The organism is Alphaproteobacteria bacterium, from assembly GCA_040905865.1.
In the GTDB taxonomy this organism is placed as follows: domain Bacteria; phylum Pseudomonadota; class Alphaproteobacteria; order UBA8366.
In genome coordinates this window covers 12,917-34,401 of record JBBDQU010000028.1, presented here as the reverse complement: position 1 = coordinate 34,401, position 21,485 = coordinate 12,917, and the positions used below count along the sequence as shown (strand labels likewise).

The window sequence follows — 21,485 nt, the reverse complement described above, 5'->3', positions numbered from 1 at the left end:
TTTCCTCCCCTTACTCGATATCCATTTCGTTCTTTTCGCTGACCCAGATTTCCTGCATCGCGTCGTCGAAGAATTCGGCGGTTGCCGGATGCGCCAGCACGGCGTCCGCATAGGCCTGGCTCACATCGTCCAGTTTGACCCCGTAGGTCCGCAAGCGCGAGGCCACGGGGGCGTAGAAGGCTTCCGCCGCGGTGAAGGCGTCGCCGAACAGGTAGGGGCCGCCGTCGCCCCATCGTTCCTTCGCCCAGCGCCACAGCAGGGCGATCCGCGCGATATCGGCTTTCGCCTCCGCGTCCGGGGTAAAGGTCCTGTATTGCCGGCGCATGTTCATCGGCATGGTCGACCGCAGCGGCCGGTAGCCGGAATGCATTTCCGCGCAGAGGCTGCGCGCCGCCGCCCGCGCCGCCGGGTCTTTCGGCCAGATTCCGGCGTCCGGGTGGCGTTCATGCAGGAATTCCGCGATGGACAGGCTGTCCCAGACGGTCAGGGTTTCGCCGCCCTCGCGGGACAGCAGCGTCGGCACCGTCAGCGCCGGTGGCGTTTCTTCGCGGAACCGGGCGAAGTCAGCCGAGTGCAGTTCGATGACCTTCTGGTCGAAGGGAATGCCGAAAGGCCGCATCAGCAGCCAGCCGCGCAGCGACCAGCTGGAATAGACCTTGTTGCCGAGGATGAGGGTGTAGGCCATGGCGCGCCTGTCCGGTGTGGTTTGCGGGAGTGCCGGTCATACCATTCCCGGCGAAACCGAGTCATACGAAAACATGACGCTTGATCTTCCCGGTTGACGGGCATGTCCCGGCGCGGTAATCGTTTACCTGTTCGTGGTGATTTGTCCGACCGGATTGCGGCCACGTAAAAACAACGGCTAAAAGGTTGACTTGAATCGATTCAAGCTCCGGCCGTGCACGCCCGGGGCTATTTTTGTGCCCCGGTCATTCTTTGACGATAAGGGAGTGGCACGAGATGACCCAGAGAGAAAGCAACAACGAGCGCTGGCGCCCCGCAACCCGGATGGTGCGTGGCGGGCTGCAGCGCAGCCGGTTCGAGGAAACCAGCGAAGCGCTGTTCATGACGTCGGGCTATGTCTACCGCACGGCGGAAGACGCGGAGGCGGCGTTCAAGGGCGATGTGAAGCGCTTCATCTATTCGCGCTACGCCAATCCCACCACCGCCATGCTGGAGGAACGGCTCTGCCTGCTGGAAGGGGCGGAAGCCTGCCGCACGACCGCCAGCGGCATGGCCGCCGTCTTCGCCTCGATGGCGTGCTTCGTGAAGGCCGGCGACTATGTCGTGGCGTCGCGGGCGCTGTTCGGCTCCTGCCTGTATATCATCACCGATATCCTGCCGCGCCTGGGCGTGGAAACGAAGGTCGTGGACGGCTGCAACCTGGATGAATGGAAAGCGGCGCTGGACCGCCCGACAGCCTGCGTCTTCCTGGAGACGCCGACCAACCCGCTACTGGAAATCATCGACCTGCCGGCGGTGGCGAAGCTGGCCCACGCGCAGGGCGCGACCGTCATTGTCGACAACGTGTTTTCCACGCCGATGCTGCAGCGGCCGCTCGAACTGGGCGCCGATATCGTGGTCTATTCCGCCACCAAGCATATCGACGGGCAGGGTCGCGCGATGGGCGGCGCTATCCTGTGCCGGCAGCAGTTCATCGACGATCACCTGAACCAGTTCATGCGCCATACCGGCCCGTCGATCAGCCCGTTCAACGCGTGGATTTTCCTCAAGGGGCTGGAGACGCTGGATATCCGCGTGCGGCAGGCCTGCGAGAACGCGTTGCAGGTCGCGGAATTCCTGTCGGACCAGCCGGGCCTGACGCGGGTGCTGTATCCGGGGCTGAAATCGCATCCGCAATACGAACTGGCGCAGAAGCAGATGAGCGGCGGCGGCACTATGGTCACCTTCGAACTGACGGGCGGCAAGACCGCCGCGTTCAAATGTCTCAACGCGCTGGAAATCATCGATATATCCAACAATCTCGGCGATACGAAAAGCCTCGTCACCCATCCGGCGACGACGACCCATCAGCGGCTGAGCGAGGAGGAACGCGCGGCCCTGGGTCTCAGTGGCGGCGTGGTGCGCCTGTCCGTCGGGCTGGAAGACCCGCTTGATATCTGCGACGATCTCGCCCGGGCATTGGCGGCGGCAAGGAGCTAGGGCATGAAATTCGGCTACAGCATTCCCAACAACCAGGGGGTCGAGGATCCCCGCGATCTCGTCGATCTCGCCGTCGCGGCGGAGAAGATGGGGTTTTCCAGCGTCTGGGTGGCGGAGCACCTGTTCCATTCCAGCTATGTCCTCGAACGGCTGGGCGACCGGCCGTATCACGATGCGCTGACGATTCTGACCGCCGCCGCGATGGCGACCACGAATGTGCGGCTGGGGACCTCGGTGCTGGTGCTGCCGTGGCATGAGCCGGCGCGGCTCGGCAAGATGGTGGCGACGCTGGACCAACTGTCGCGGGGCCGGGTCGTGCTCGGCGTCGGGGTCGCGACGACGGAGGACGAGTTCAAAAATCTCGGCGTCGATTTCAAGTCGCGCGGCCGGCGCACCAACGAGGTGCTGGGCGCCTTGCAGGCGCTGTGGACGCAGGACGTGCCGGAATTCTCCGGCGAGTTCTATAACTACAGCGGTCTGAAGTTTTCGCCCAAGCCGTTCCGGAAGCCCTATCCGCCGCTGCTGATCGGCGGCGGCAGCGTCGCCGCCTTCCGGCGTATCGTGCAGTATGGCGACGGCTGGCACACGTTGCGCCAGTCGCCGAACATGGTTGCCGAAGGCCGCCGGAAAATCGCGGCGATGATGGCGGAGGCCGGGCGCGACGCCGCGACGCTTAAATATTCGATCAGCATCCAGACGCGCTTCGATGCCCCCGTATCGGAAAAACCGGTGGCGGACCGCACCACCCTGCAGGGTTCGGCGGCGGACATGATCGATCTGATCCGCGCCTATGAGGATGCGGGGCTGGACGAAATGGTGCTCGGTTTCCGCGTGCCTGAAAAGGCCGCCGACCTGCGCGCCATGACCCGTTTCGTCGACGAGGTCGCGTCGAAATTCTGAGTGGGTCGCCTCAGGGCCGCTGCAGATAGGGCAGTGAGCGCAGGAAGGTCCGGCGTCCCCGCTTGAACCCCGCGACCGGCTGGGCGATGGCGGCGATCACGTCGGCTGGCGTGTCCACATTCCACAGCGCCAGGTCGGCGGGGTTGCCCGGCGCGATGCCGTAGTCGTCGCGGCGCATGATCCGGGCCGGGCGGTCGGTGATCATGGCGAATATTTCCGCCATATCCTCTTTCGTGCCGCGCTGGACGGTATTGGCGTACATGTTGGCGATACGCACCAGCGAGCAGTCGCCGAAGGGCGTGAACGGGTTCAGCACGTTGTTGGTGGAAATCGAACAGTTCGCGCCGAGACCCACCAGCGTATTGGCGTCGGCGACGCCGCGCAGCACGTTGTGGTCCATGTGGCGGCCGTTGTTGAACAGGTCGGTGGCGGGCAGCACCGCGACCGCGACGCCGGCTTCGCCCAGCCGCCTGCCCAGCCTGTGCAGCGGTTCCGGCGGCAGGGAGGCGTATTTCGAACCGTGGCCTATGGCGACCCTTCCGCCCCAGCCAATCCGGTCCGCATGGTCGCAGACCCTGTAGACGTCGATCTCGCTGGTGTCGTGGCCGCCGTCCAGATGGATATCGACATGCACGTCGTATTCCCGCGCCAGCGCGAAGATGCGGTCGATCTGCCCGGCCCGGTCGGGGTCGTAGCGCGGCGCGCCGCCGACCACGGGCGCGCCCCGGCGCAGCCCTTCGACGATATTGTCCTCCGCGCCCGGCGTGGCGGTCCAGCCCTCCTGCAGGAAGACGCAGAGCTCCAGGTCGATGGCCCAGCGGTAATCCTGCGCCAGTTGCGCGATGGCGTCGAACCCCTTCATGCCGACATTGGGGTCGACCTCGACATGGGTGCGCATATGGGTGACGCCGTTCAGCACGCATTGTTCCAGCGTGCGCCGCGCCCGGTCGTAGATATCCTCCACCGTGAAGGTATGCTTGATCGCCGCCGTGCGCTGCATGTGGTCGCGGATCTGCCGGTCCGATGGCGGCGGCGCGCGGTCGACGATCAGCGCCTTGTCGAGATGGAAATGCGATTCCACCAGGCCGGGCGATACCAGGCGCCCGCCCGCATCCATTTCGTCGCCTTCCGCCGCAAGGTCCGGTTCGACCGCGCGGATCAATCCGCCTTCGATACCGATATCGACATTCGGCCCGTCCCGCCCGGCGAGGCGGGCATTGCGGATGATCAGGTCCATGGACGGTCAGCCTTCTTCCTCGTCCCCGTCGCCCATGCCGGCGAAGGCGATGGCGATTTCGGTCGGTTGCGGTTCGATGGCCTTGAGTTCCGTCTTTTCGTCGTCCGCCCATTCGGCGATGAAGACGAGGCGCGCGGTCTGTTGCCCGTCCGGGTTTTCGTCGGTCGGATGGAAGACCAGCAGGCCCGCTTCGGCCAGGTAGAATGTGTGCTCGCCGAAGTTCTCGGACAGTTGCACGGCCGCGGGATGGTCTTCGGGAATCGGGTCCGCCTTGACCGCCATCTTGGCGATCACGATCTGCATTTCGGTCAGTTTCATCACGTCTCCTGCGGGGAGAGGTTCGGGTGGCGGCCGCGCTGCCCAATCTGACCGGCCGGCCCATCTGCAATGCGATGGCAGCGCTTTCGGTCCAGTGGTAACGGGTTCGGGAAAACCGCGCAACCGGCGCGGCGCTATTTCGCCGCGGCCATCGCGTTCACGCGCGGCGCGACGTCGCTCATGATCAGCCGCATGGCCTGTTTCGATTCTTCCGCCGGCATGCCGCCGATATTGGTCCAGAGCACGAATTCGGTGACGCCCAGCCGCTCGCGCAATTCGTTCAGCTTCTCGGCGCAGGTGGCCGGATCGCCGGCGATGCAGGCGCCGTGTTCATACAGCTTGTCGAAATTCAGGTAGCCGCCCGCCGCCGTCTTGCGGCTTTCCGCCATGGTCAGCTCGTATCCCCTGATCGTCTCCGCCTGGCCGGGCACGGCCTTCTGGTTGCCGGTCACCTTGGCGTAGAACCACTCGACCCTCTCTCGGAAAATGCGGTGCGCCTCCGTCGCCGATTCATGCACGAAGAAGGGCAGCAGCATCATGCGTTCCGTGCCCCTGGGGTCGTGCCCATGCTTTTCGCATTCCCGCTCGTATTCCCCGACCGATTCCGCCAGCCGGTCGATCCATTCCTCCCGGTAGGTGCGATAGGTGAAGGGCGAGGCGAGCTGCAGTCCGAAGCCGCGACGCGCCGCCGTTTTGAAACTTTCCGGCGAAATGCAGGCCTGATAGACCGGCGGGTGCGGCTGCTGCACCGGTCTGGGCAGGACCTGGGTCGGCTGGGGAATCTGCCAGAATGCGCCGTCATGGGTGATGGTGTCATGGGTCCAGGCCTTGAGGATGACGTCGAGCGCTTCCTCGTACATCTCGCGGCTTTGCTCCATCGGGATGCCGAGGCCGACGAATTCATGCGGCTGGTAGGCGCGCCCGGCGCCGAACAGCAGCCGTCCCTTTGACAGTATGTCGACCAGTGCGAAATCGGATGCGGTGCGCAGCGGATGATTGAACGGCAGCACGACAACCGACATGCCGATCTTGATCGTCTTCGTCGCCTTCGCGATGGCGGCGGCCAGAACCTGGGTGGAGGTCACGACGCCGTAGGTGGAAAACAGGTGTTCGGCGATCCAGATCGTATCGAAGCCGATTTCCTCGGCAAGCTGGAATTGCTCGAAATCCGTCTCAAAGGTTTCCGGTACCTTGCTGAGATCGGGTATCTGGCTCAGGCTGAACGTTCCCCATTTCATGACCCTGGATCCTCCGTGTCATCCGTCAATCGACGTGACGATGTTAGCGGCGTTCCGCGCAAGTTACAAAGCGCGCGCGAAGGCTTTGACAGTCGGACCCCGCCGCCCCATTTATTCGCTATGGCATCGGATGAAAACAGCAGCGTCGCCGGCCGGGCGCGGCGTTACGCCCGGGTCGGCGGCGCCGTCGGCGGGCTCGCGGTACGTTTCGCGGGCTCGAAGTATTTCGGCCTCGGTCTTGACAAGGGCAGGCATGCGGGGGACCTGAAGGCGGCGCTGGGCGGGCTGAAAGGGCCGCTGATGAAGGTGGCCCAGATCATGTCGACCATCCCCGACGCGCTGCCGCCGGAATATGTCGAGGAACTGCAGCAGTTGCAAACCAATGCGCCGTCGATGGGCTGGCCCTTCGTGCGCCGCCGGATGGCGAGCGAACTGGGCCCCGACTGGCAGGAGAAGTTCAGGGACTTCGAACGCGAAGCCGCCCATGCCGCCTCGCTGGGCCAGGTGCACCGGGCGACGGGACTGGATGGGCGGCTGCTGGCCTGCAAGCTGCAATACCCGGACATGGCCTCGGCGGTGGAAGCCGACCTGAAACAGCTGCGCCTCGCCTTTTCCATATTCGAACGTTACGACAAGGCGATTTCCACCAAACAGATACACACCGAACTGTCGGCGCGACTGCGCGAGGAACTGGATTACATCCGTGAAGCCGCCCATATGACGCTCTACGGCAACATGCTGGCCACGGAAGATGGCGTGCACGTGCCGGAAGCGATAGCCGATCTGACGACCGCGCGGCTACTGACCATGACCTGGATGGACGGCCGGCCGCTGATGGATTCCCGCAACGCTGAACTGGCGGAACGCAACGCCATCGCGCAGAACATGTTCCGCGCATGGTATGTGCCGTTCTACGGTTATGGCGTTATCCACGGCGACCCGCATCTGGGCAATTACAGCGTCCGGCCGGACCTCGCCATCAACCTGCTGGATTTCGGCTGCATCCGCGTTTTCCCGCCGAGTTTCGTGAAAGGGGTGATCGACCTCTATAACGGGCTGTGCAACGACGACCCGGACCTGGCGCTGCATGCCTATGAAACCTGGGGTTTTACCGGGCTGAACAGGGAAACCATCGAGGTGCTGAACATCTGGGCGAACTTTGTCTATGCGCCGCTGATGGATGACAGGGTGCAGAAGATCCAGGAATCGGAAAGCGGCATGTACGGCGCGCGCATCGCCCACAAGGTGCATGAGGAATTGCGCCGCCTCGGCGGCGTCACCCCGCCGCGCGAATTCGTGCTGATGGACCGCGCCGCCATCGGCCTTGGTTCGGTCTTCATGCATCTGCGCGCGGAGATCAACTGGCACCGCATGTTCCACGACCTGATCGGCGATTTCGACGTGGATACGCTGGAAAAGCGGCAGAGGGACGCGCTGAAAAAGGCCGGAGTGCCGGACGCGGCCTGACCTATCCGGCGATCAGGTAAACGCCCAGGACCGCCAGGTTGTTTGCCGCGTGGCACAGGATGCCGGGCCAGAGCGAACGGCTGTATTCGAACAGCAGCGCCAGCACGATGGCCAGCGCGACCATCTCGACGACAAACACGATTCCGGCCGAATAGACATAGAAATGCGCCGCCGTGAACAGCAGGCTGCTGGACATGGCGGCAATCGCCACGCCGGTCTTTTGGCGCAGCCAGCCATAGAGCAGCCCCCGGAAAACGGTTTCCTCGACGAAGGCGGCGACGGGCCCAGCGAGCGCCATCAGCAGGATAAAGGAAATCCCGCCTTGCAGGTACGGGCGAACCAGGCTTCTGCCGCCGGACATGGCGGTGTCCCATTGGCCGGTCGCCCCGTAAAACAGGCACGAGGCGGCAACCCAGGCGAATCCCAGCATTACGCCCGTCCATCGCAGGCGCAGGCTGCACGGCCGCAGGCCCATATCCGCCGCGCGGCGGCCCCGGACCGCCACGACAGCGAGCCATACGGCGGCGAAGACGCCGGCATAGGCGGCAAATCCGAAGACGAGGTCGATCACGGTCGCGGCGGATCGCCCGGGCCGTACGATAGCGCCGAGCAAAATGACCGCCGCCAGCAGCGCGGCCAGAACGCCGATACCGATGGCCATGGCGACCAGCAGGTCCCGGCCGTCGATCGAAACCAGCGGCATGCCGTTGTTTTCCGGAGAGGGTTCGGACATGCCGGCATTGTCACGCCTGGCGCCCGCCCCGGCAATGCGCAAACGCGGCCTCAAGGAGGCCAATGTTTGAGCAATGGATCGGTAAACTAATTTGCACTAGGCTTAAAAAATAAACATTCATACGTGATTCGACCGTATGACGGTCTATCGGCGCGCGAAAGCTGGCGTCATGCCGAGCAGGGGGGGAACAGAATGCTGATGGGGAAGAATACACGCGCCATCGCGGCGCTGGCCGGTATCGGGGCCATGCTGTGGCCGGGACTGGCCGCGGCGCAGGATACGCTGAGCGACGGCGACACGGCCTGGATACTGACATCGACGGCGCTGGTGCTGTTCATGACGCTGCCGGGGCTGGCGCTGTTCTATGGCGGTCTGGTGCGGGCCAGCAGCGTGCTGTCGGTGCTGATGCACTGTTTCTCGATCTGTTGTCTTGTATCGGTGCTCTGGCTGGTCGCCGGATACAGTCTGGCCTTTGGCGATGGCGGCTACGTCAACCCGCTTATCGGCGGACTTGAAAAGGCGTTTTTTGCCGGGGTCGGCACCGACGCGATGGAAGGAACGATCCCCGAAGCCGTGTTCTTCATGTTCCAGATGGCCTTCGCGATCATTACCCCGGCGCTGATCGTCGGCGCCTATCCGGAACGGGTGAAGTTTTCCGCCGTGCTGTTCTTTAGCGGCGTCTGGCTGTTTGTCGTCTATGTGCCGGTGACGCATTGGGTATGGGGCGGCGGCTGGCTGGCGGAAATGGGCATTCGCGATTTCGCCGGCGGAATCGTCGTCCATGTGACGGCGGGCGTGTCCGCACTGGTTTTCGCCGCAATGCTGGGCAGCCGCCGCGGCTTTCCGGATCAGGTGCGGCCGCCGCACAATCCGGGGATCACCATGATGGGCGCGGCCATGCTGTGGGTCGGCTGGTTCGGCTTCAATGCGGGCAGCGCGCTGGCGGCGGACGGCAATGCCGGCATGGCGATGCTGGTGACGCATATTTCCGCCGCAACCGCCTCGCTGAGCTGGGCCATGGTCGAATGGATCAAGTTCGGCAAGCCCAGCCTGATCGGGATCGTGACCGGCATGGTTGCCGGCCTGGCGACGATCACGCCGGCTTCCGGCTTTGTCGGCCCGGTCGGGGCGCTGATCATCGGCTTCGTGGCGGGCATCGTCTGTCACTGGATGACGACCTGGGTGAAACAGACGATCAGGATCGACGATTCGCTCGATGTCTTCGCGGTGCACGGCATCGGCGGCATCCTGGGTACGCTGATGCTGTCCTTCCTGGCGCTGGAAAGCTTCCAGGGGCTCGGGCTGGCGGAAGGCATGGGGGTCGGCGATCACCTGTGGGTGCAGACGGTCGGCGTCGTTTCCGTGGCGATCTGGTCGGCGCTGGCCAGTTACATCATTATCAAGCTGGCCTCGGCGATCTTCGGGTTGCGGGTTTCCGATGAAGACGAGATCGAGGGGCTGGACATCACGGCCCATGGTGAACGCAGCTACGACCTGTAGGAATTTGAAAAAGGGAGACCGAGACATGAAAATGGTGATGGCGGTGATCAAGCCGCACAAGCTGGACGCGGTCCGGGAAGCGCTGACCGGGATGGGAATCGACGGAATGACCGTCACGGAGGTCCGGGGTTACGGCCGTCAGAAAGGGCATACGGAAATCTACCGCGGCGCCGAATACGCGGTGAATTTCCTGCCGAAGGTGAAGATCGAAGTCGCCATCGGCGAAGACCAGGTCGAGCAGGTGGTCGAGGCGATACAGAACGCCGCGCGCACCGGAAAGATTGGCGATGGCAAGGTCTTCGTTTATGACATGGGGCGTGCCGTGCGCATCCGCACCGGGGAAACCGGCGAGGACGCATTGTAGCGGCTTTTCAGGAGGCGATCATGGATGACATGCTGTCAACCGGTTTGCGCCGGGCCGATCCCGGCACTGTCGGCATCGATGCGAGCCGGCTGGCCGACGCTGTCGCCTTCGCGGAATCGGCGGAAACGCCCTGGCCGCGCAATCTCGGCGCGGGGCTGGCCAGGATCGAGAAATCGCGCGAGCCGGCGCCGTGGAACGAACCGCTCGGACCGATCAAGGACCGGACCGGCCCCAACGGGCTGATCCTGAAGGACGGCGTCATAGTTGCCGGCTGGGGCGATCCCGACAGCGTGGAAATGACCTTCAGCGCGGCGAAAAGCTACCTGTCGATCCTGGCCGGGCTGGCCGTGGCCGACGGGCTGATCCGCAGCATCGACGATCCCGTCCGCGACTACGCCATCGATGCGGCCTTCGACACCGACCAGAACCGGGATATCACCTGGCGGCATCTGCTGAACATGACCAGTGAATTCGAAGGGTCGCTGTGGGACAAACCGGATCTGGTCGACCGGCACCGGCAGGTCGGCGTCGGCGCCGACAATTCGAAAAAAGGCACCCATCGCGACCTGCGGAAGCCCGGCAGTTTCTGGGAATACAACGACGTCCGCGTCAACCGGCTGAGCCTGTGCCTGATGCAGGTCTTCCGCCGCCCGCTGCCCGCGGTGCTCAAGGAACGCATCATGGATCCGATCGGCGTGTCGGACAGCTGGACCTGGCATCACTACCGCAATTCCTTCTTTGAAATCGACGGCGTGCCGATGGCGTCGGTGCCCGGCGGCGCGCATTGGGGCGGCGGATTGTGGATCAGCAGCCTGGATCACGCGCGCATGGGGCAGCTTATCGTCCGGCGCGGCGCGTGGGAGGGAAAGCAGCTTCTGCCCGAAAGCTGGTTCGAGGCCCTGAGCACGCCATGCCCGATCAAACCGACCTACGGCCTGCTGTGGTGGCTGAACACCGGCGGCGCGCATTTCAGCAATGCGCCGGACACCAGCTTCTTCGCGCTTGGCGCCGGGCAGCATATCATCTGGATCGACCCGGCCCTGCAGCTTGTCGGGGTCTTCCGCTGGATCGACGCCCGGAAGACGAATGACCTGATCGGTCGCGTCATGGGCAGCCTGACCTGATCCGGAGGACTCCGTGATATCGATCCGCAATATCGACCATGTCGTCATCCGCACCGCGGATATGGACCGCGCGCTGGGGTTTTATTGCGATGTGCTGGGCTGCCGCGAGGAACGGCGGCTGGACTCGATCGGGCTGGTGCAGCTTCGCGCCGGGGCGTCGATGATCGACCTGATGGACGCGAAACAGTCGCCGCCGCCGGACGGGCCCGGCAACATGGATCATTTCGCGGTGCGAGTGGATCCCTTCGATGCGGATGCCATCCGGACGTATCTGGAAGCCCATGGCGTGGAAGCCGGCAGCGTCGAAAGCCGCGTTGGCGCGGAAGGCAACGGTCCGTCGATCTATATCAGGGACCCGGACGGCAATACGGTGGAGCTGAAAGGCCCGCCTTACCCGTAAATACGGTGTTTCAGACCGGCCGTTCGCCGATCACCGTCACCCGGTGCATTTCGCGCCGGTGCCCGGCATAGTCGTTCAGCGCGAAATGCTGGGTGCAGCGGTTGTCCCAGAAAGCGACCGATCCCGGCTGCCAGCGGAACCGGCAGGTGAATTCCGGGCGCACCGCGTGATCATACAGGTACCGCAGCAGGGGTTCGCTTTCCGCTTCGGTCCAGCCCTTGAAATTGTGGGTGAAGTTGGCGTTCACGAACAGTCCCTTGCGCCCCGTTTCGGGGTGCGTGCGAATCACCGGGTGTTCGACCTGCTTGTAGGCGTCGATCCCGGTACGTATCTGCATCGAACCGCTGTTCTTCTTCAGCCTTTCGGTCGCGCGGCTGTTTGTGGCGCCATAACTGCGGCTGGCGTCATGCATGGCTGTCATGCCGTCCAGCATCAGCTTCATCCCGTCGGACAGGGCATCGTACGCCATGTACATGTTTGCGAACATGGTATCGCCGCCCGATGCCGGGACATCCAGCGCGTAGAGGATCGAACCCAGCGCCGGTCTTTCGTAGAAGGTGACATCCGTATGCCAGGTGCCGCCGAAATTGCTGCTGTTGTCGGTGGCTTCCTTGATGACGGGCATGACTTCCGGAAAATCCTCCAGGCCCGCTGCAAACGGATGAATGTCCAGATCGCCGAAGCGCCGGCCGAAATCACGGTGCTGCTCCGGCGTCAGGGACTGGTTGCGGAAAAAGATGACCAGGTACTCATGGAAGGCCTGCCGGATTTCATCGAATGTTGCCTCGTCGGGCAGGGCCGACAGGTCGACTCCGCCGATTTCCGCGCCCAGGGCGCCCGCGACAGGGGTTACCTCGATTTTTCGATAGGCGGTCATGACAAGAGAATCTCCAGTGTTTCTATATTTGGTTGCGCGACGATATAAATCCGAACATATGATTGTATTTCAGGCGTTTCTGCGTCCTAAAGCATGACACTTTTGTCCGGAAAATCAAATATCCGTCAGCTTCCCCTTGGCAAAGGCGGTGCTTTCTGTATTTTGGCCCGCTTGGAAACCGACCGCAGGCGGGAAAGCCGACGATGAAAATCGCCATTCTGAAAGAAAAGCGTCCCCACGAAACGAGGGTCGCGGGCGTTCCCGAAACCGTCAAGAAACTCATATCCCTCGGGGCCGAGGTTGTCGTCGAGACAGGCGCCGGTAAAGGCGCCTCCGTCTCCGACGCCGCGTACCGGGACGCGGGCGCCACAATCGCCAATACGGCGAAGGCGGCGCTAGAGGGCGCGGATATCGCCCTCAAGATACAGCGTCCCATGACCGGGGCGGAAGACATTGACGAACTGGCGGATTTCTCGCCGGGGCAGGCGCTGATCTGCCAGATGCAGGCGCTGAGCGATCAGACCTGGGTCGAAACACTTGCGGGATCGGGCGTCACGGGCTTCGCGCTGGAACTCGTGCCGCGTATCTCGCGGGCGCAGTCGATGGATATCCTGTCCTCGCAGGCCAATCTGGCCGGATACAAGGCGGTGCTGGACGCTGCGTCGGAATTCGGCCGCGCCTTTCCGATGATGATGACCGCGGCGGGCACCATTCCGCCGGCCCGCGTGCTGATCATGGGCGTCGGCGTCGCGGGCCTGCAGGCCATCGCCACCGCCCGACGGCTGGGCGCCATCGTATCGGCGACCGATGTGCGGCCGGCGACCAAGGAACAGGTCGAATCGCTGGGCGCGACTTTCGTCGCCGTCGAGGATGCGGAATTCGCCCAGGCGCAAACCGCTGGCGGCTACGCCAAGGAAATGAGCGCTGAATACAAGGCGAAGCAGGGGGCGCTGATCGCCACGGCCATCGCGAAGCAGGATATCGTGATCTGCACGGCGCTGATCCCGGGCCGGCCGGCGCCGGTGCTGGTGACCGAGGAAATGGTCGATACCATGAAGCCGGGATCGGTGATCGTCGATCTGGCGGTGGAGGCTGGCGGCAACTGCCCGCTGTCGCAACTCGGCAAGATCGTGGTCAGAAACGGAGTCAAGATTGTCGGCCACGCCAATGTGCCGGGCCGGCTGTCCGGCGATGCCAGCCGGCTGTTCGCGCGCAATATCGTCAGTTTCCTGACGCCGATGATCGATACGGAAACCGGGGCGCTCAAGATTGACACCGACGATGAAATAATTGCCGGAACGCTCGTGACGCGCGACGGCGCGGTGGTCCATTCCTCACTGGCGCCGAAGCCGGCGGCACCGGCTGCAACGGACGGGGAACCGGCGAAGACGGAGGAGGCGGTCGATGGAAACGGATAAGCTGGTCGAGCAGGCGACGGGCGTCGCCGAAGGCGCGAAGGCGCTTGCCGGCAAGGCGGAAGCGCTGATGGTGCAGGCCAATCAGCTCGCCGGGCAGGTTGCTTCGTCCGGTGGCGGCGGTGACAATTTCGTATTCTTCTTCACGATCTTCGTGCTTGCCGTATTCGTCGGCTATTACGTCGTCTGGAGCGTCACGCCGGCGCTGCATTCGCCGCTGATGAGCGTGACCAACGCCATTTCCTCGGTCATCATTGTCGGCGCGCTGATTGCGGCCGGCCCCGTCGATATGAGCTTTGCCAAGGTATTCGGTTTCATTGCCGTGGTCCTTGCCTCCATCAACATCTTCGGCGGGTTCATCGTGTCGCAGCGCATGCTGTCGATGTTCCGCAAGAAATAGCGGGCGCCGCACATCATGAGCGAGAATCTTTCCGCATTCGCCTATCTCCTTGCCAGTATCTGTTTCATCATGTCGTTGCGGGGCCTGTCCTCGCCGGTGACCGCCCGCAGGGGCAACCTTTTCGGCATGATTGGTATGGTCATCGCCATCGTCACCACCCTGGCGGCGCCAGGCGTGTTGAGCTACTGGATCATCCTGCTCGGCATGCTGATCGGCGCCGGTATCGGGACGTTCATCGCGATGAAAATCAAGATGACGGCGCTGCCGGAACTCGTCGCGGCCTTCCACAGCCTGGTCGGGCTCGCCGCCGTCTTTGTCGCGGCGGCCGCCTTTTACGAACCGGCCGCCTACGGGATCGGGACAGCGGGTCACATCACGCTCGGCAGCCTGGTCGAGATGAGCATCGGGACGGTTATCGGCGCCATAACCTTTACCGGGTCGATCGTCGCTTTCGGCAAGCTGCAGGGCTTTCTGGGCGGTTCGCCGGTCACCTTTACCGGGCAGCATGCGCTCAATGCGCTGCTGGCGCTGGTCCTGCTGGGGCTGGTGTACTGGTTCTGCAGCAGCGAAAGCGTCACCCTGTTCTGGGTCATCGTGCTGCTGTCCTGCGTGATGGGCGTGTTGATCATCATCCCGATTGGCGGCGCGGACATGCCGGTCGTGATTTCGATGCTGAACAGTTATTCCGGCTGGGCGGCCTGCGGTATCGGCTTCACCCTGTCCAACCCGGCGCTGATCATTACCGGCGCGCTGGTCGGCTCTTCCGGCGCGATCCTCAGCTATGTCATGTGCAAGGGGATGAACCGGTCTTTCTTCAACGTCATCCTGGGCGGATTCGGCGCGGAAAGCGGCGGCTCGGCGGCGGGCGCGGATGGCGACAAGACGGTGCGCCGCGGCAGCGCCGACGACGCGGCCTTCATCATGAAGAATGCCGGCAGCGTCATCATCGTGCCGGGTTACGGCATGGCGGTGGCGCAGGCGCAGCACGCCCTGCGGGAGATGTGCGACCTGCTGAAGGCCGAAGGCATCAAGGTGACCTACGCGATCCATCCCGTGGCGGGCCGGATGCCGGGGCATATGAACGTGTTGCTGGCCGAAGCCAACGTGCCCTATGACGACGTCCTGGAACTGGAGCAGGTCAACCGGGATTTCTCGTCCACCGATGTGGCCTTCGTCATCGGCGCCAATGACGTGACCAACCCGGTCGCCAAGACGGACCCGGAAAGCCCGATTTACGGCATGCCGATCCTGGATGTCGAAAATGCGGGCACGGTACTGTTCGTGAAGCGGTCGCTCAGCCCTGGCTATGCGGGCGTGGACAATGTCCTGTTCTACCGGGACAACACGATGATGCTGTTCGACGACGCCAAAAAAATGTGCGAAGACATCGTGAACGCCTTGCAGGCGATGTAGCGGTACCGGTTCTGGCGCTATGGACCCCGCGAAACCGCGTATTTTAGCCTTGACCGGAATTTTATATTGATCCGGAATCTTCTCTCGACCCGGTACAGGGCACTCTTATCCGGCGGGAGGAAACATTCGTGAAGATCACAGATGTGACGCTGACCATGTTCGAATGGGGCGGTGGCCATGCCCAGTACGGCACAACCAATCCGCTGGTGAACAGTAGCCAGATCGGGCTGGTGACGATCAGCACCGACGAAGGCGTGACGGGACAGAGCTTCCTCGGCGCGTCGTATCGCAGCGCCGAGATCGAAGCCTGGTCGATGATTAACATCCTCAAGCCCATCATCATGGGCCGCGATCCCTTTGACCGGGGCGCGATCCACGAGGATATGTTGAAGCGCGTCGTCGCCACCTCGTTCCGCGCCATCGGTTCGATCGACGTGGCGCTATGGGATCTGGCGGGAAAGGTGGCAGGGCTGCCGGTCCACAAGCTGATTGGGACGCACCAGCACAGCGTGCCGGTCTATGCCAGCTCGCCGACCCTGAAGACGGACGAGGAATACGTCGACCTCGGCCTGCAGGTGAAGGATGAAGGCTATGTCGGTTACAAGACCCACCCGCCGGCACACTACACGGTAGACCAGAACATCGCGCTGCACCGCAAAATCCGCGATGCAGTCGGTCCCGATTACCGGCTGATGGTCGATGCGGCGGCCCATCTCGACTATGGCCATTCCCTCAAACTCGGCATCGCGCTGAAGGAAATGGGTTACTACTGGTTCGAGGACCCGTTGCCGCACACCGACATCTGGACCTACGTCAAGCTGTGCGAGAAGCTGGAGATTCCGGTGATGGCGACCGAGTACCAGCCGGGCGGATTCCACTTCTACGCACCGTGGATCACCATGCACGCCACCGACTACCTGCGTGGCGACGTGGCGGTGAAGGGCGGCATCACGCCGTGCCTGATGACGGCCATGCTCGCGCACGGGTTCCACATGAACTACGAGATCCATCATGGCGGGAACTCGGTCAACAACATCGCCAACCTGCATTTGATTCAGGCGCTACCCAACAGTGAGATGTTCGAGGTGCTGCTACCGGGAAAGGCCCATAAGTTCGGTGTTCTCAACGATCTGGACATCGACAAGAAGGGGCATGTGACGGCGCCTGACGGACCGGGGCTCGGCATCGAGTACGACATGGACGCCATCAAGCGCCTGACAGTCGGAGTGCTGAGTTAGAGCAGATCGCCTTTTATCTGACGCAATAATTGCGTCAGATAAAAGCGTGAATCTGCTCTATATATTTGCTTTAGCCTCAGGTCCACGGGAAACGTCGCCTTCGCGTCAGGGAGCGGCGATATTCCAGTTCTCCACCATGCGGCAGCCGCTCAGGCGCAGCAGGTTATACAGCGGGCAGCGTTTCAGATATGCGGCCTTCATGCGCTCGATTTCCGCCGGCGCTGCATCGGTTCGGATTTCGATATCGCTGACGGCTTCGAACGGGGTGGGTTCGCCTTCGTCCAGCCCGGCAATCACGCGCGGATTCCAGGCGATGGTCACGCGGGCCTGGACCGACTGCAGTTCGATGCCCTGCGCCCTGGCGATCCGTTGCAGAACGACGGGAATATCGGCGGCGAAGGCCGCGACAAGGAAGCCGGTCGGCGTCGGGCCGGTATTCTGTCCCCCGGTCCCGCCGGCAAATCCGGGTGGCTCGTCCGCCACGAGGACATGGCCGCTTTTAAGGGTAATGAGCGACTTTGCACCGCCCCGGAATTCGGATACTGCCCAGTTCTCACGGCGGGATGGAATGTCGCTGTTATCCGTCATGTCATGCACCCCATTGAAAACGAGTTCCGCCGCCCGGATCGCGGGCATGCCAAAAACGTCCCTGAAGCCTGCCCCCGGGGACGCCCAAACCTAGCAGTAACGCCGTGTGGTTAGTAGCCTTCGCGTTCCAGACGCTTGCGCATCAGCTTGCGGTAACGGCGCCGGGCTTCCGCTTTTTCGCGGGCGCGCCGTTCCGACGGCTTTTCAAAAGCCTGGCGGAGTTTCATTTCGCGGAAAACACCTTCGCGCTGCAGCTTTTTCTTCAGCACGCGCAACGCTTGATCGACATTATTTTCGCGGACAACTACCTGTACGATAACTCGTCTCCTCAATTCTAAAGTTTGTGTATGGAGGGCGGCTTATAGCACAGGGGGGTGTGCTTGAAAAGGGCGGAAAACGGCTGGAAACAGCTGTACGGGCCGGTGTTTGCGGTCAAACACCGCTTTGACATTGGGCTTCGGGTGCGCATATTAGCCGCATGGCCATACTGAAAATCGCCCGGATGGGGCATCCCGTGCTGCGCCGCGTGGCCGCGCCGGTCGCGGATCCGACAGCCCCCGACATCGCGAGGCTGATCGCCGACATGGTGGAAACCATGGCGGATGCGCAGGGGGCGGGGCTGGCGGCGCCGCAGGTGCATGTGCCATTGCGGGTCGTGGTCTTCCATGCGCCGTCACACCGGGATGCAAACGCCGCGGACACCGTGCCGATGACGGTTCTCATCAATCCGGAAATCGAACCGCTTGGCGAAGCGACCGGCACCGACTGGGAAGGCTGCCTGTCGGTTCCCGGCCTGACCGGCCTGGTGCCGCGCTGGGAAAACATCCGCTATTCGGCCTACACGCAAGCGGGCGAACGGATCGAGCGCACCGCAAGCGGATTCCATGCGCGGGTGGTGCAGCATGAATGCGATCACCTGGACGGCATATTGTATCCGCAGCGCATGACCGATCTCGGAACTCTCATGTTCCGCGAGGAACTGCGGCACTATATGGAAAATCCGGACGATATCGCAGATGAATAGGAGGCCGCCGCCATGACCAAAAGCGATGCCGGTGCCATGCGCACCGCCATCATGCTCGCCGCCATGTCCCATGTGCCGTTCGACGGCTGGGGCGAGGCGTCATTGCTGCGCGGCGCGGCGGATGCGGGATATGACGCGGCGACGGCGCGGCGACTGTTTCCGCAGGGCGCGCCGGACCTGATCGCCTGTCACAGCCATTATGCCGACCGGCTGATGCTGGAGGAACTGGCGGAACGCGGCCTGGAATCGATGAAAATACGCGACAGGATCGCGACAGCGGTGCGGGTCCGCCTGGAACAGAACATGGCGCATCGCGAAGCGATCCGCCGCGCGCTGGCGCTGCTCGCGCTGCCGCAGAACGGCGGCCTTGCGACACGGCTCCTGTACCGCACCGTCGATGCGATGTGGCACGCGGCGGGCGATACGTCGACCGATCACAATTTCTATACCAAGCGCGGCCTGCTGGCCGGGGTCTATGGCGCGACGCTGCTGTGCTGGCTGAACGACAATTCCGAGGGTTTCGCCACGACCTGGGCATTCCTTGACCGCCGCATCGCGGAAGTGATGCGGATTCCGAAGGCGCTGGCCGGAATCGGCAGGCTCGCCGGGCGCCTGCCGGACCCGTTCCGGATACTGCGCAATGTGACGCGGCCCGCGCCTCGCACATGATCGACTTTACGACCCATCCGGACCGGTACCGGCACTGGACCCTGCAGATCGACGGCGCGGTCGCCACCCTGATTCTGGACGTGGATGAAGACGGCGGCCTGCAACCGGGCTACGCGCTGAAACTGAATTCCTATGATCTGGGTGTCGATATCGAACTCTACGACGCCATTCAGCGAGTGCGCTTCGAGCATCCCGAAGTCGGCGCCGTCCTGGTGACGTCGGCGCAGGAACGGGTGTTCTGCGCCGGGGCCAATATCGCCATGCTGGGCGGCGCGACCCATGCGGAGAAGGTGAATTTCTGCAAATTCACCAACGAGACGCGGCTGGGGATGGAGGATGCCAGCAAGTTTTCCGGCCAGCGCTATGTTGCCGCCATCGCCGGAACGGCGGCGGGGGGCGGCTATGAACTGGCGCTCGCGACCGACCATATTATCCTCGTCGATGACGGCGCCAGCGCCATATCGCTGCCGGAAGTGCCGATGCTGGCGGTTCTGCCCGGCACCGGGGGGCTGACGCGCGTTGTCGACAAGCGCCATGTCCGGCGCGACCGGGCCGATTTCTTCTGCACTGTGACCGAGGGCATGCGGGGCCGGCGGGCGCTGGACTGGGGGCTGGTGGATGAACTGGCGTCGCGCTCGGCAATGCGGGAAACCGCGCGGGCGCGGGCGGCGGCATTCGCCGCCGCGTCGGAGCGTCCGGCGGCGGGTGCGGGGATCGAACTGACGCCGCTGGCCCGGGAGATCAGGGGCGACGACATCCGCTACGGCACGCTGACCATCGCGCTGGACCGCGACGACGGCGTTGCCGCTTTCACGGTGCGCGGGCCGATAACAGCCAGCGCGGCGTCGACCGGTTCAACAGGGGCATCCGCGACCACGGCATCGATTTCGAACTGACGCTGCCCCACGCGGCGTTCAACCGGAGCATCGGCGCTTTTGCGGGCATCCACGCGACACCGGCGGGGCAGGTGATCGACGAAGCCGAATGGGCGCGGCGGCGGGGTGAATGGCTGCCGACGCCGGCCGATCATGAATACGTCAATTCGCTGATGGTTCCGGTCACCGAGCCGGGCCGCATGGCCGGATGGATTGCCCCGCCGCGCCGGGGCATCCACGGTCAGCCGCTCGACTACGACTATGTGCGGTTTCACTGACAGGCAGGCCACAGCACCTTCACAGGTTCCATTTGAACCTGTGAAGGTGCAATATCGTCAGTAAGATGGATCAGATCCACATGGCTGCTGGATAGCCGGAGGCGATTCCAGCAAACCATGATCTGGTCCGGGAGGATCGACCGATGAAATTTTTTGCCGTCGCCACGCGTAAAGCCGAATTCACTATGGATCAGTTCGCGCCCGTCCTGGATGCGGAAGCGCAGCGCGCCCGGGTGCTGTATGGGGAGCAGAAAGTCCGCGAAATTTACAGCCGGGCCGACGGCAAGGGCGCGATCCTGGTTCTCGAGGCCGTCGATGAGGCCGAGGCGCAATCCTATATCGACTCGCTGCCGCTGGTGCAGGAGGGCATGCTGGAAGTGGAAATGTACGGCGCCATACCCTATCGGGGCTTTGTCGGTTAGGGCCGTTGCAGGATGGGGACAATCAGATAACGCCGCTGTCCTGGATGAACGCGCTCTGCTGACCGGTCGGTCAATTACCGGTAAAGGCGGTGCGGATGAAGTCCCGGTACAGCATGATCTGGCGGGGTAGCAGGCTCTTGTCGCCGACCGCCTTCGACAGGATGATTCCGCCATCGGCGATAACGGACAGCATGTCCGCCATGTCCTCGATATCCGCATCGATCCGCAGCGGATATCGCGCCGCGATCAGGTGGAGCCGGTCGCTGAACCGTTTGCGCCAGTTAAGGACTGCGGCTGTGTTGATGGCGCGGACTTCGGGATCGAACAGCCGCTCCTGATAGGTGTAGGATGCGATGAGGCAGCCGGGATGTCCCGCCGGCAGATCCTCCATCACTTCCGCCAGCATCCTGAGACCTACCAGGAAGCCGTGCAGCGGGTCTTCGTTCAGTTCGTCGGCGCGGCCGAAAAGCTCGTCGAACAACAGGTCTTCCCGTTGGATATAACGCTCCAGAAGCGTTCTGGCCAAGGCCCCCTTGTCCTTGAAGTGATAGAAGAACCCGCCCTTGGTGATACCCACGGCGGCGATCAGTTCATCGATGGACGTCCCGGCGAATCCCTTTTCCAGGACAGCCGCTTCGGCGGCGTCGAGCAGCATCTCGCGCGTGCTCTTCCCCGGTCCCTGCCGGGTATCGGTTTCCGTCATCAGACTCACCTGCTTTCGAGAACGGCGTTACTGTACCACAGGTACAGCTGCATTCCACGGTTTCCGGGCCAAGGCTTCGTCCCATCCGCAAGCAGGGTTCTACTGCTTTGATATATCGAAGAAAACGAAAAAGAGTAGA

24 protein-coding genes, 1 pseudogene and 1 riboswitch are annotated in these 21,485 nt (G+C 63.2%); of the genes and pseudogenes, 16 read left to right on the top strand and 9 right to left on the bottom strand.

The annotated features are described in order from the left end of the window. Positions 1-10: 10 nt before the first annotated feature. Positions 11-685 carry a glutathione S-transferase gene (locus WD767_05990; GenBank protein ID MEX2615627.1) on the bottom strand — a complete coding sequence of 225 codons (675 nt, stop codon included), beginning with the start codon at positions 683-685 and terminating at the stop codon, positions 11-13. 123 nt (positions 686-808) lie between these two features. Next, a riboswitch (SAM riboswitch) is annotated at positions 809-886 on the top strand. Positions 887-960: 74 nt separating this feature from the next. On the opposite strand from WD767_05990, the gene metZ reads away from it, so the two are divergent. Beyond that, entirely contained in the window at positions 961-2,163 is a 1,203-nt protein-coding gene (metZ, locus tag WD767_05985; GenBank protein MEX2615626.1) for an O-succinylhomoserine sulfhydrylase, read from the top strand. A 3-nt stretch (positions 2,164-2,166) separates the two neighbouring features. Further along, entirely contained in the window at positions 2,167-3,063 is an 897-nt protein-coding gene (locus tag WD767_05980; GenBank protein MEX2615625.1) for an LLM class flavin-dependent oxidoreductase, read from the top strand. 10 nt (positions 3,064-3,073) lie between these two features. Here the strand turns inward: WD767_05980 and WD767_05975 are convergent, their stop codons facing one another. The 3 genes from WD767_05975 to WD767_05965 form a co-directional block, all read right to left on the bottom strand. After that, complete coding sequence (locus tag WD767_05975; protein ID MEX2615624.1) at positions 3,074-4,300, bottom strand: amidohydrolase family protein; 1,227 nt, start codon at positions 4,298-4,300, stop codon at positions 3,074-3,076. A 6-nt stretch (positions 4,301-4,306) separates the two neighbouring features. Beyond that, positions 4,307-4,618, bottom strand: coding sequence for a hypothetical protein (locus tag WD767_05970; GenBank protein MEX2615623.1), 312 nt, complete (start codon positions 4,616-4,618; stop codon positions 4,307-4,309). Between the two features lie 134 nt (positions 4,619-4,752). Further along, positions 4,753-5,856, bottom strand: coding sequence for an LLM class flavin-dependent oxidoreductase (locus WD767_05965; GenBank protein ID MEX2615622.1), 1,104 nt, complete (start codon positions 5,854-5,856; stop codon positions 4,753-4,755). Between the two features lie 120 nt (positions 5,857-5,976). Here WD767_05965 and WD767_05960 point away from each other — a divergent pair, with 120 nt between their 5' ends. Then, complete coding sequence (locus WD767_05960; protein ID MEX2615621.1) at positions 5,977-7,323, top strand: AarF/ABC1/UbiB kinase family protein; 1,347 nt, start codon at positions 5,977-5,979, stop codon at positions 7,321-7,323. A gap of 1 nt (position 7,324) precedes the next feature. Here the strand turns inward: WD767_05960 and WD767_05955 are convergent, their stop codons facing one another. Further along, positions 7,325-8,026, bottom strand: a complete 702-nt coding sequence (locus WD767_05955; protein ID MEX2615620.1) for a CPBP family intramembrane glutamic endopeptidase — start codon at positions 8,024-8,026, stop codon at positions 7,325-7,327. Positions 8,027-8,254: 228 nt separating this feature from the next. Between WD767_05955 and WD767_05950 the strand changes: the two genes are divergently transcribed. From WD767_05950 to WD767_05935, 4 genes are read left to right on the top strand one after another with little or no spacing between them, the layout of a single operon-like run. Further along, the gene (locus tag WD767_05950) at positions 8,255-9,556 is read left to right on the top strand and encodes an ammonium transporter (protein MEX2615619.1); all 1,302 of its coding nucleotides are present in this window, start codon (positions 8,255-8,257) and stop codon (positions 9,554-9,556) included. Positions 9,557-9,581: 25 nt separating this feature from the next. Then, positions 9,582-9,920, top strand: a complete 339-nt coding sequence (locus WD767_05945) for a P-II family nitrogen regulator (protein MEX2615618.1) — start codon at positions 9,582-9,584, stop codon at positions 9,918-9,920. 20 nt (positions 9,921-9,940) lie between these two features. Then, complete coding sequence (locus WD767_05940) at positions 9,941-11,044, top strand: serine hydrolase (GenBank protein ID MEX2615617.1); 1,104 nt, start codon at positions 9,941-9,943, stop codon at positions 11,042-11,044. 13 nt (positions 11,045-11,057) lie between these two features. Next, positions 11,058-11,444 carry a VOC family protein gene (locus WD767_05935; protein ID MEX2615616.1) on the top strand — a complete coding sequence of 129 codons (387 nt, stop codon included), beginning with the start codon at positions 11,058-11,060 and terminating at the stop codon, positions 11,442-11,444. Between the two features lie 10 nt (positions 11,445-11,454). On the opposite strand, the gene WD767_05930 is transcribed toward WD767_05935, so the two are convergent. After that, positions 11,455-12,321: a TauD/TfdA family dioxygenase gene (locus tag WD767_05930; GenBank protein MEX2615615.1), complete on the bottom strand. Its 867-nt coding sequence runs from the start codon at positions 12,319-12,321 to the stop codon at positions 11,455-11,457. 203 nt (positions 12,322-12,524) lie between these two features. Here WD767_05930 and WD767_05925 point away from each other — a divergent pair, with 203 nt between their 5' ends. The 4 genes from WD767_05925 (at position 12,525) to WD767_05910 (ending at position 16,787) form a co-directional block, all read left to right on the top strand. Further along, complete coding sequence (locus tag WD767_05925; GenBank protein MEX2615614.1) at positions 12,525-13,739, top strand: Re/Si-specific NAD(P)(+) transhydrogenase subunit alpha; 1,215 nt, start codon at positions 12,525-12,527, stop codon at positions 13,737-13,739. Beyond that, on the top strand, positions 13,726-14,136 hold the full coding sequence (locus tag WD767_05920) for an NAD(P) transhydrogenase subunit alpha (protein ID MEX2615613.1): 411 nt from the start codon (positions 13,726-13,728) through the stop codon (positions 14,134-14,136). Before WD767_05925 ends, WD767_05920 begins: the two co-directional genes overlap by 14 nt. 15 nt (positions 14,137-14,151) lie before the next feature. Beyond that, positions 14,152-15,549: an NAD(P)(+) transhydrogenase (Re/Si-specific) subunit beta gene (locus WD767_05915; protein ID MEX2615612.1), complete on the top strand. Its 1,398-nt coding sequence runs from the start codon at positions 14,152-14,154 to the stop codon at positions 15,547-15,549. Positions 15,550-15,677: 128 nt separating this feature from the next. Beyond that, positions 15,678-16,787, top strand: a complete 1,110-nt coding sequence (locus WD767_05910) for an enolase C-terminal domain-like protein (GenBank protein MEX2615611.1) — start codon at positions 15,678-15,680, stop codon at positions 16,785-16,787. 105 nt (positions 16,788-16,892) lie between these two features. On the opposite strand, the gene WD767_05905 is transcribed toward WD767_05910, so the two are convergent. Together WD767_05905 and rpsU are read right to left on the bottom strand one after the other, a co-directional pair. Then, positions 16,893-17,423, bottom strand: a complete 531-nt coding sequence (locus tag WD767_05905) for an OsmC family protein (GenBank protein MEX2615610.1) — start codon at positions 17,421-17,423, stop codon at positions 16,893-16,895. Positions 17,424-17,485: 62 nt separating this feature from the next. Further along, entirely contained in the window at positions 17,486-17,692 is a 207-nt protein-coding gene (gene rpsU / locus WD767_05900; protein MEX2615609.1) for a 30S ribosomal protein S21, read from the bottom strand. Positions 17,693-17,853: 161 nt separating this feature from the next. On the opposite strand from rpsU, the gene def reads away from it, so the two are divergent. The 5 genes and pseudogenes from def to WD767_05875 all read left to right on the top strand — a co-directional run bounded on the left by def (position 17,854) and on the right by WD767_05875 (position 20,643). Continuing rightward, the gene (gene def, locus WD767_05895) at positions 17,854-18,399 is read left to right on the top strand and encodes a peptide deformylase (protein ID MEX2615608.1); all 546 of its coding nucleotides are present in this window, start codon (positions 17,854-17,856) and stop codon (positions 18,397-18,399) included. 12 nt (positions 18,400-18,411) lie between these two features. After that, positions 18,412-19,068, top strand: a complete 657-nt coding sequence (locus tag WD767_05890) for a COQ9 family protein (GenBank protein MEX2615607.1) — start codon at positions 18,412-18,414, stop codon at positions 19,066-19,068. Further along, positions 19,065-19,895: pseudogene (locus WD767_05885) on the top strand (enoyl-CoA hydratase-related protein). The gene WD767_05890 and the pseudogene WD767_05885 overlap by 4 nt, the downstream one beginning before the upstream one ends. Positions 19,896-20,035: 140 nt before the next feature. Continuing rightward, complete coding sequence (locus tag WD767_05880; GenBank protein ID MEX2615606.1) at positions 20,036-20,221, top strand: hypothetical protein; 186 nt, start codon at positions 20,036-20,038, stop codon at positions 20,219-20,221. Positions 20,222-20,364: 143 nt separating this feature from the next. Then, the gene (locus WD767_05875) at positions 20,365-20,643 is read left to right on the top strand and encodes a hypothetical protein (protein ID MEX2615605.1); all 279 of its coding nucleotides are present in this window, start codon (positions 20,365-20,367) and stop codon (positions 20,641-20,643) included. 70 nt (positions 20,644-20,713) lie between these two features. Here WD767_05875 and WD767_05870 read toward each other — a convergent pair whose 3' ends face one another. Further along, positions 20,714-21,346: a TetR/AcrR family transcriptional regulator gene (locus tag WD767_05870; protein ID MEX2615604.1), complete on the bottom strand. Its 633-nt coding sequence runs from the start codon at positions 21,344-21,346 to the stop codon at positions 20,714-20,716. Positions 21,347-21,485: the final 139 nt, after the last annotated feature.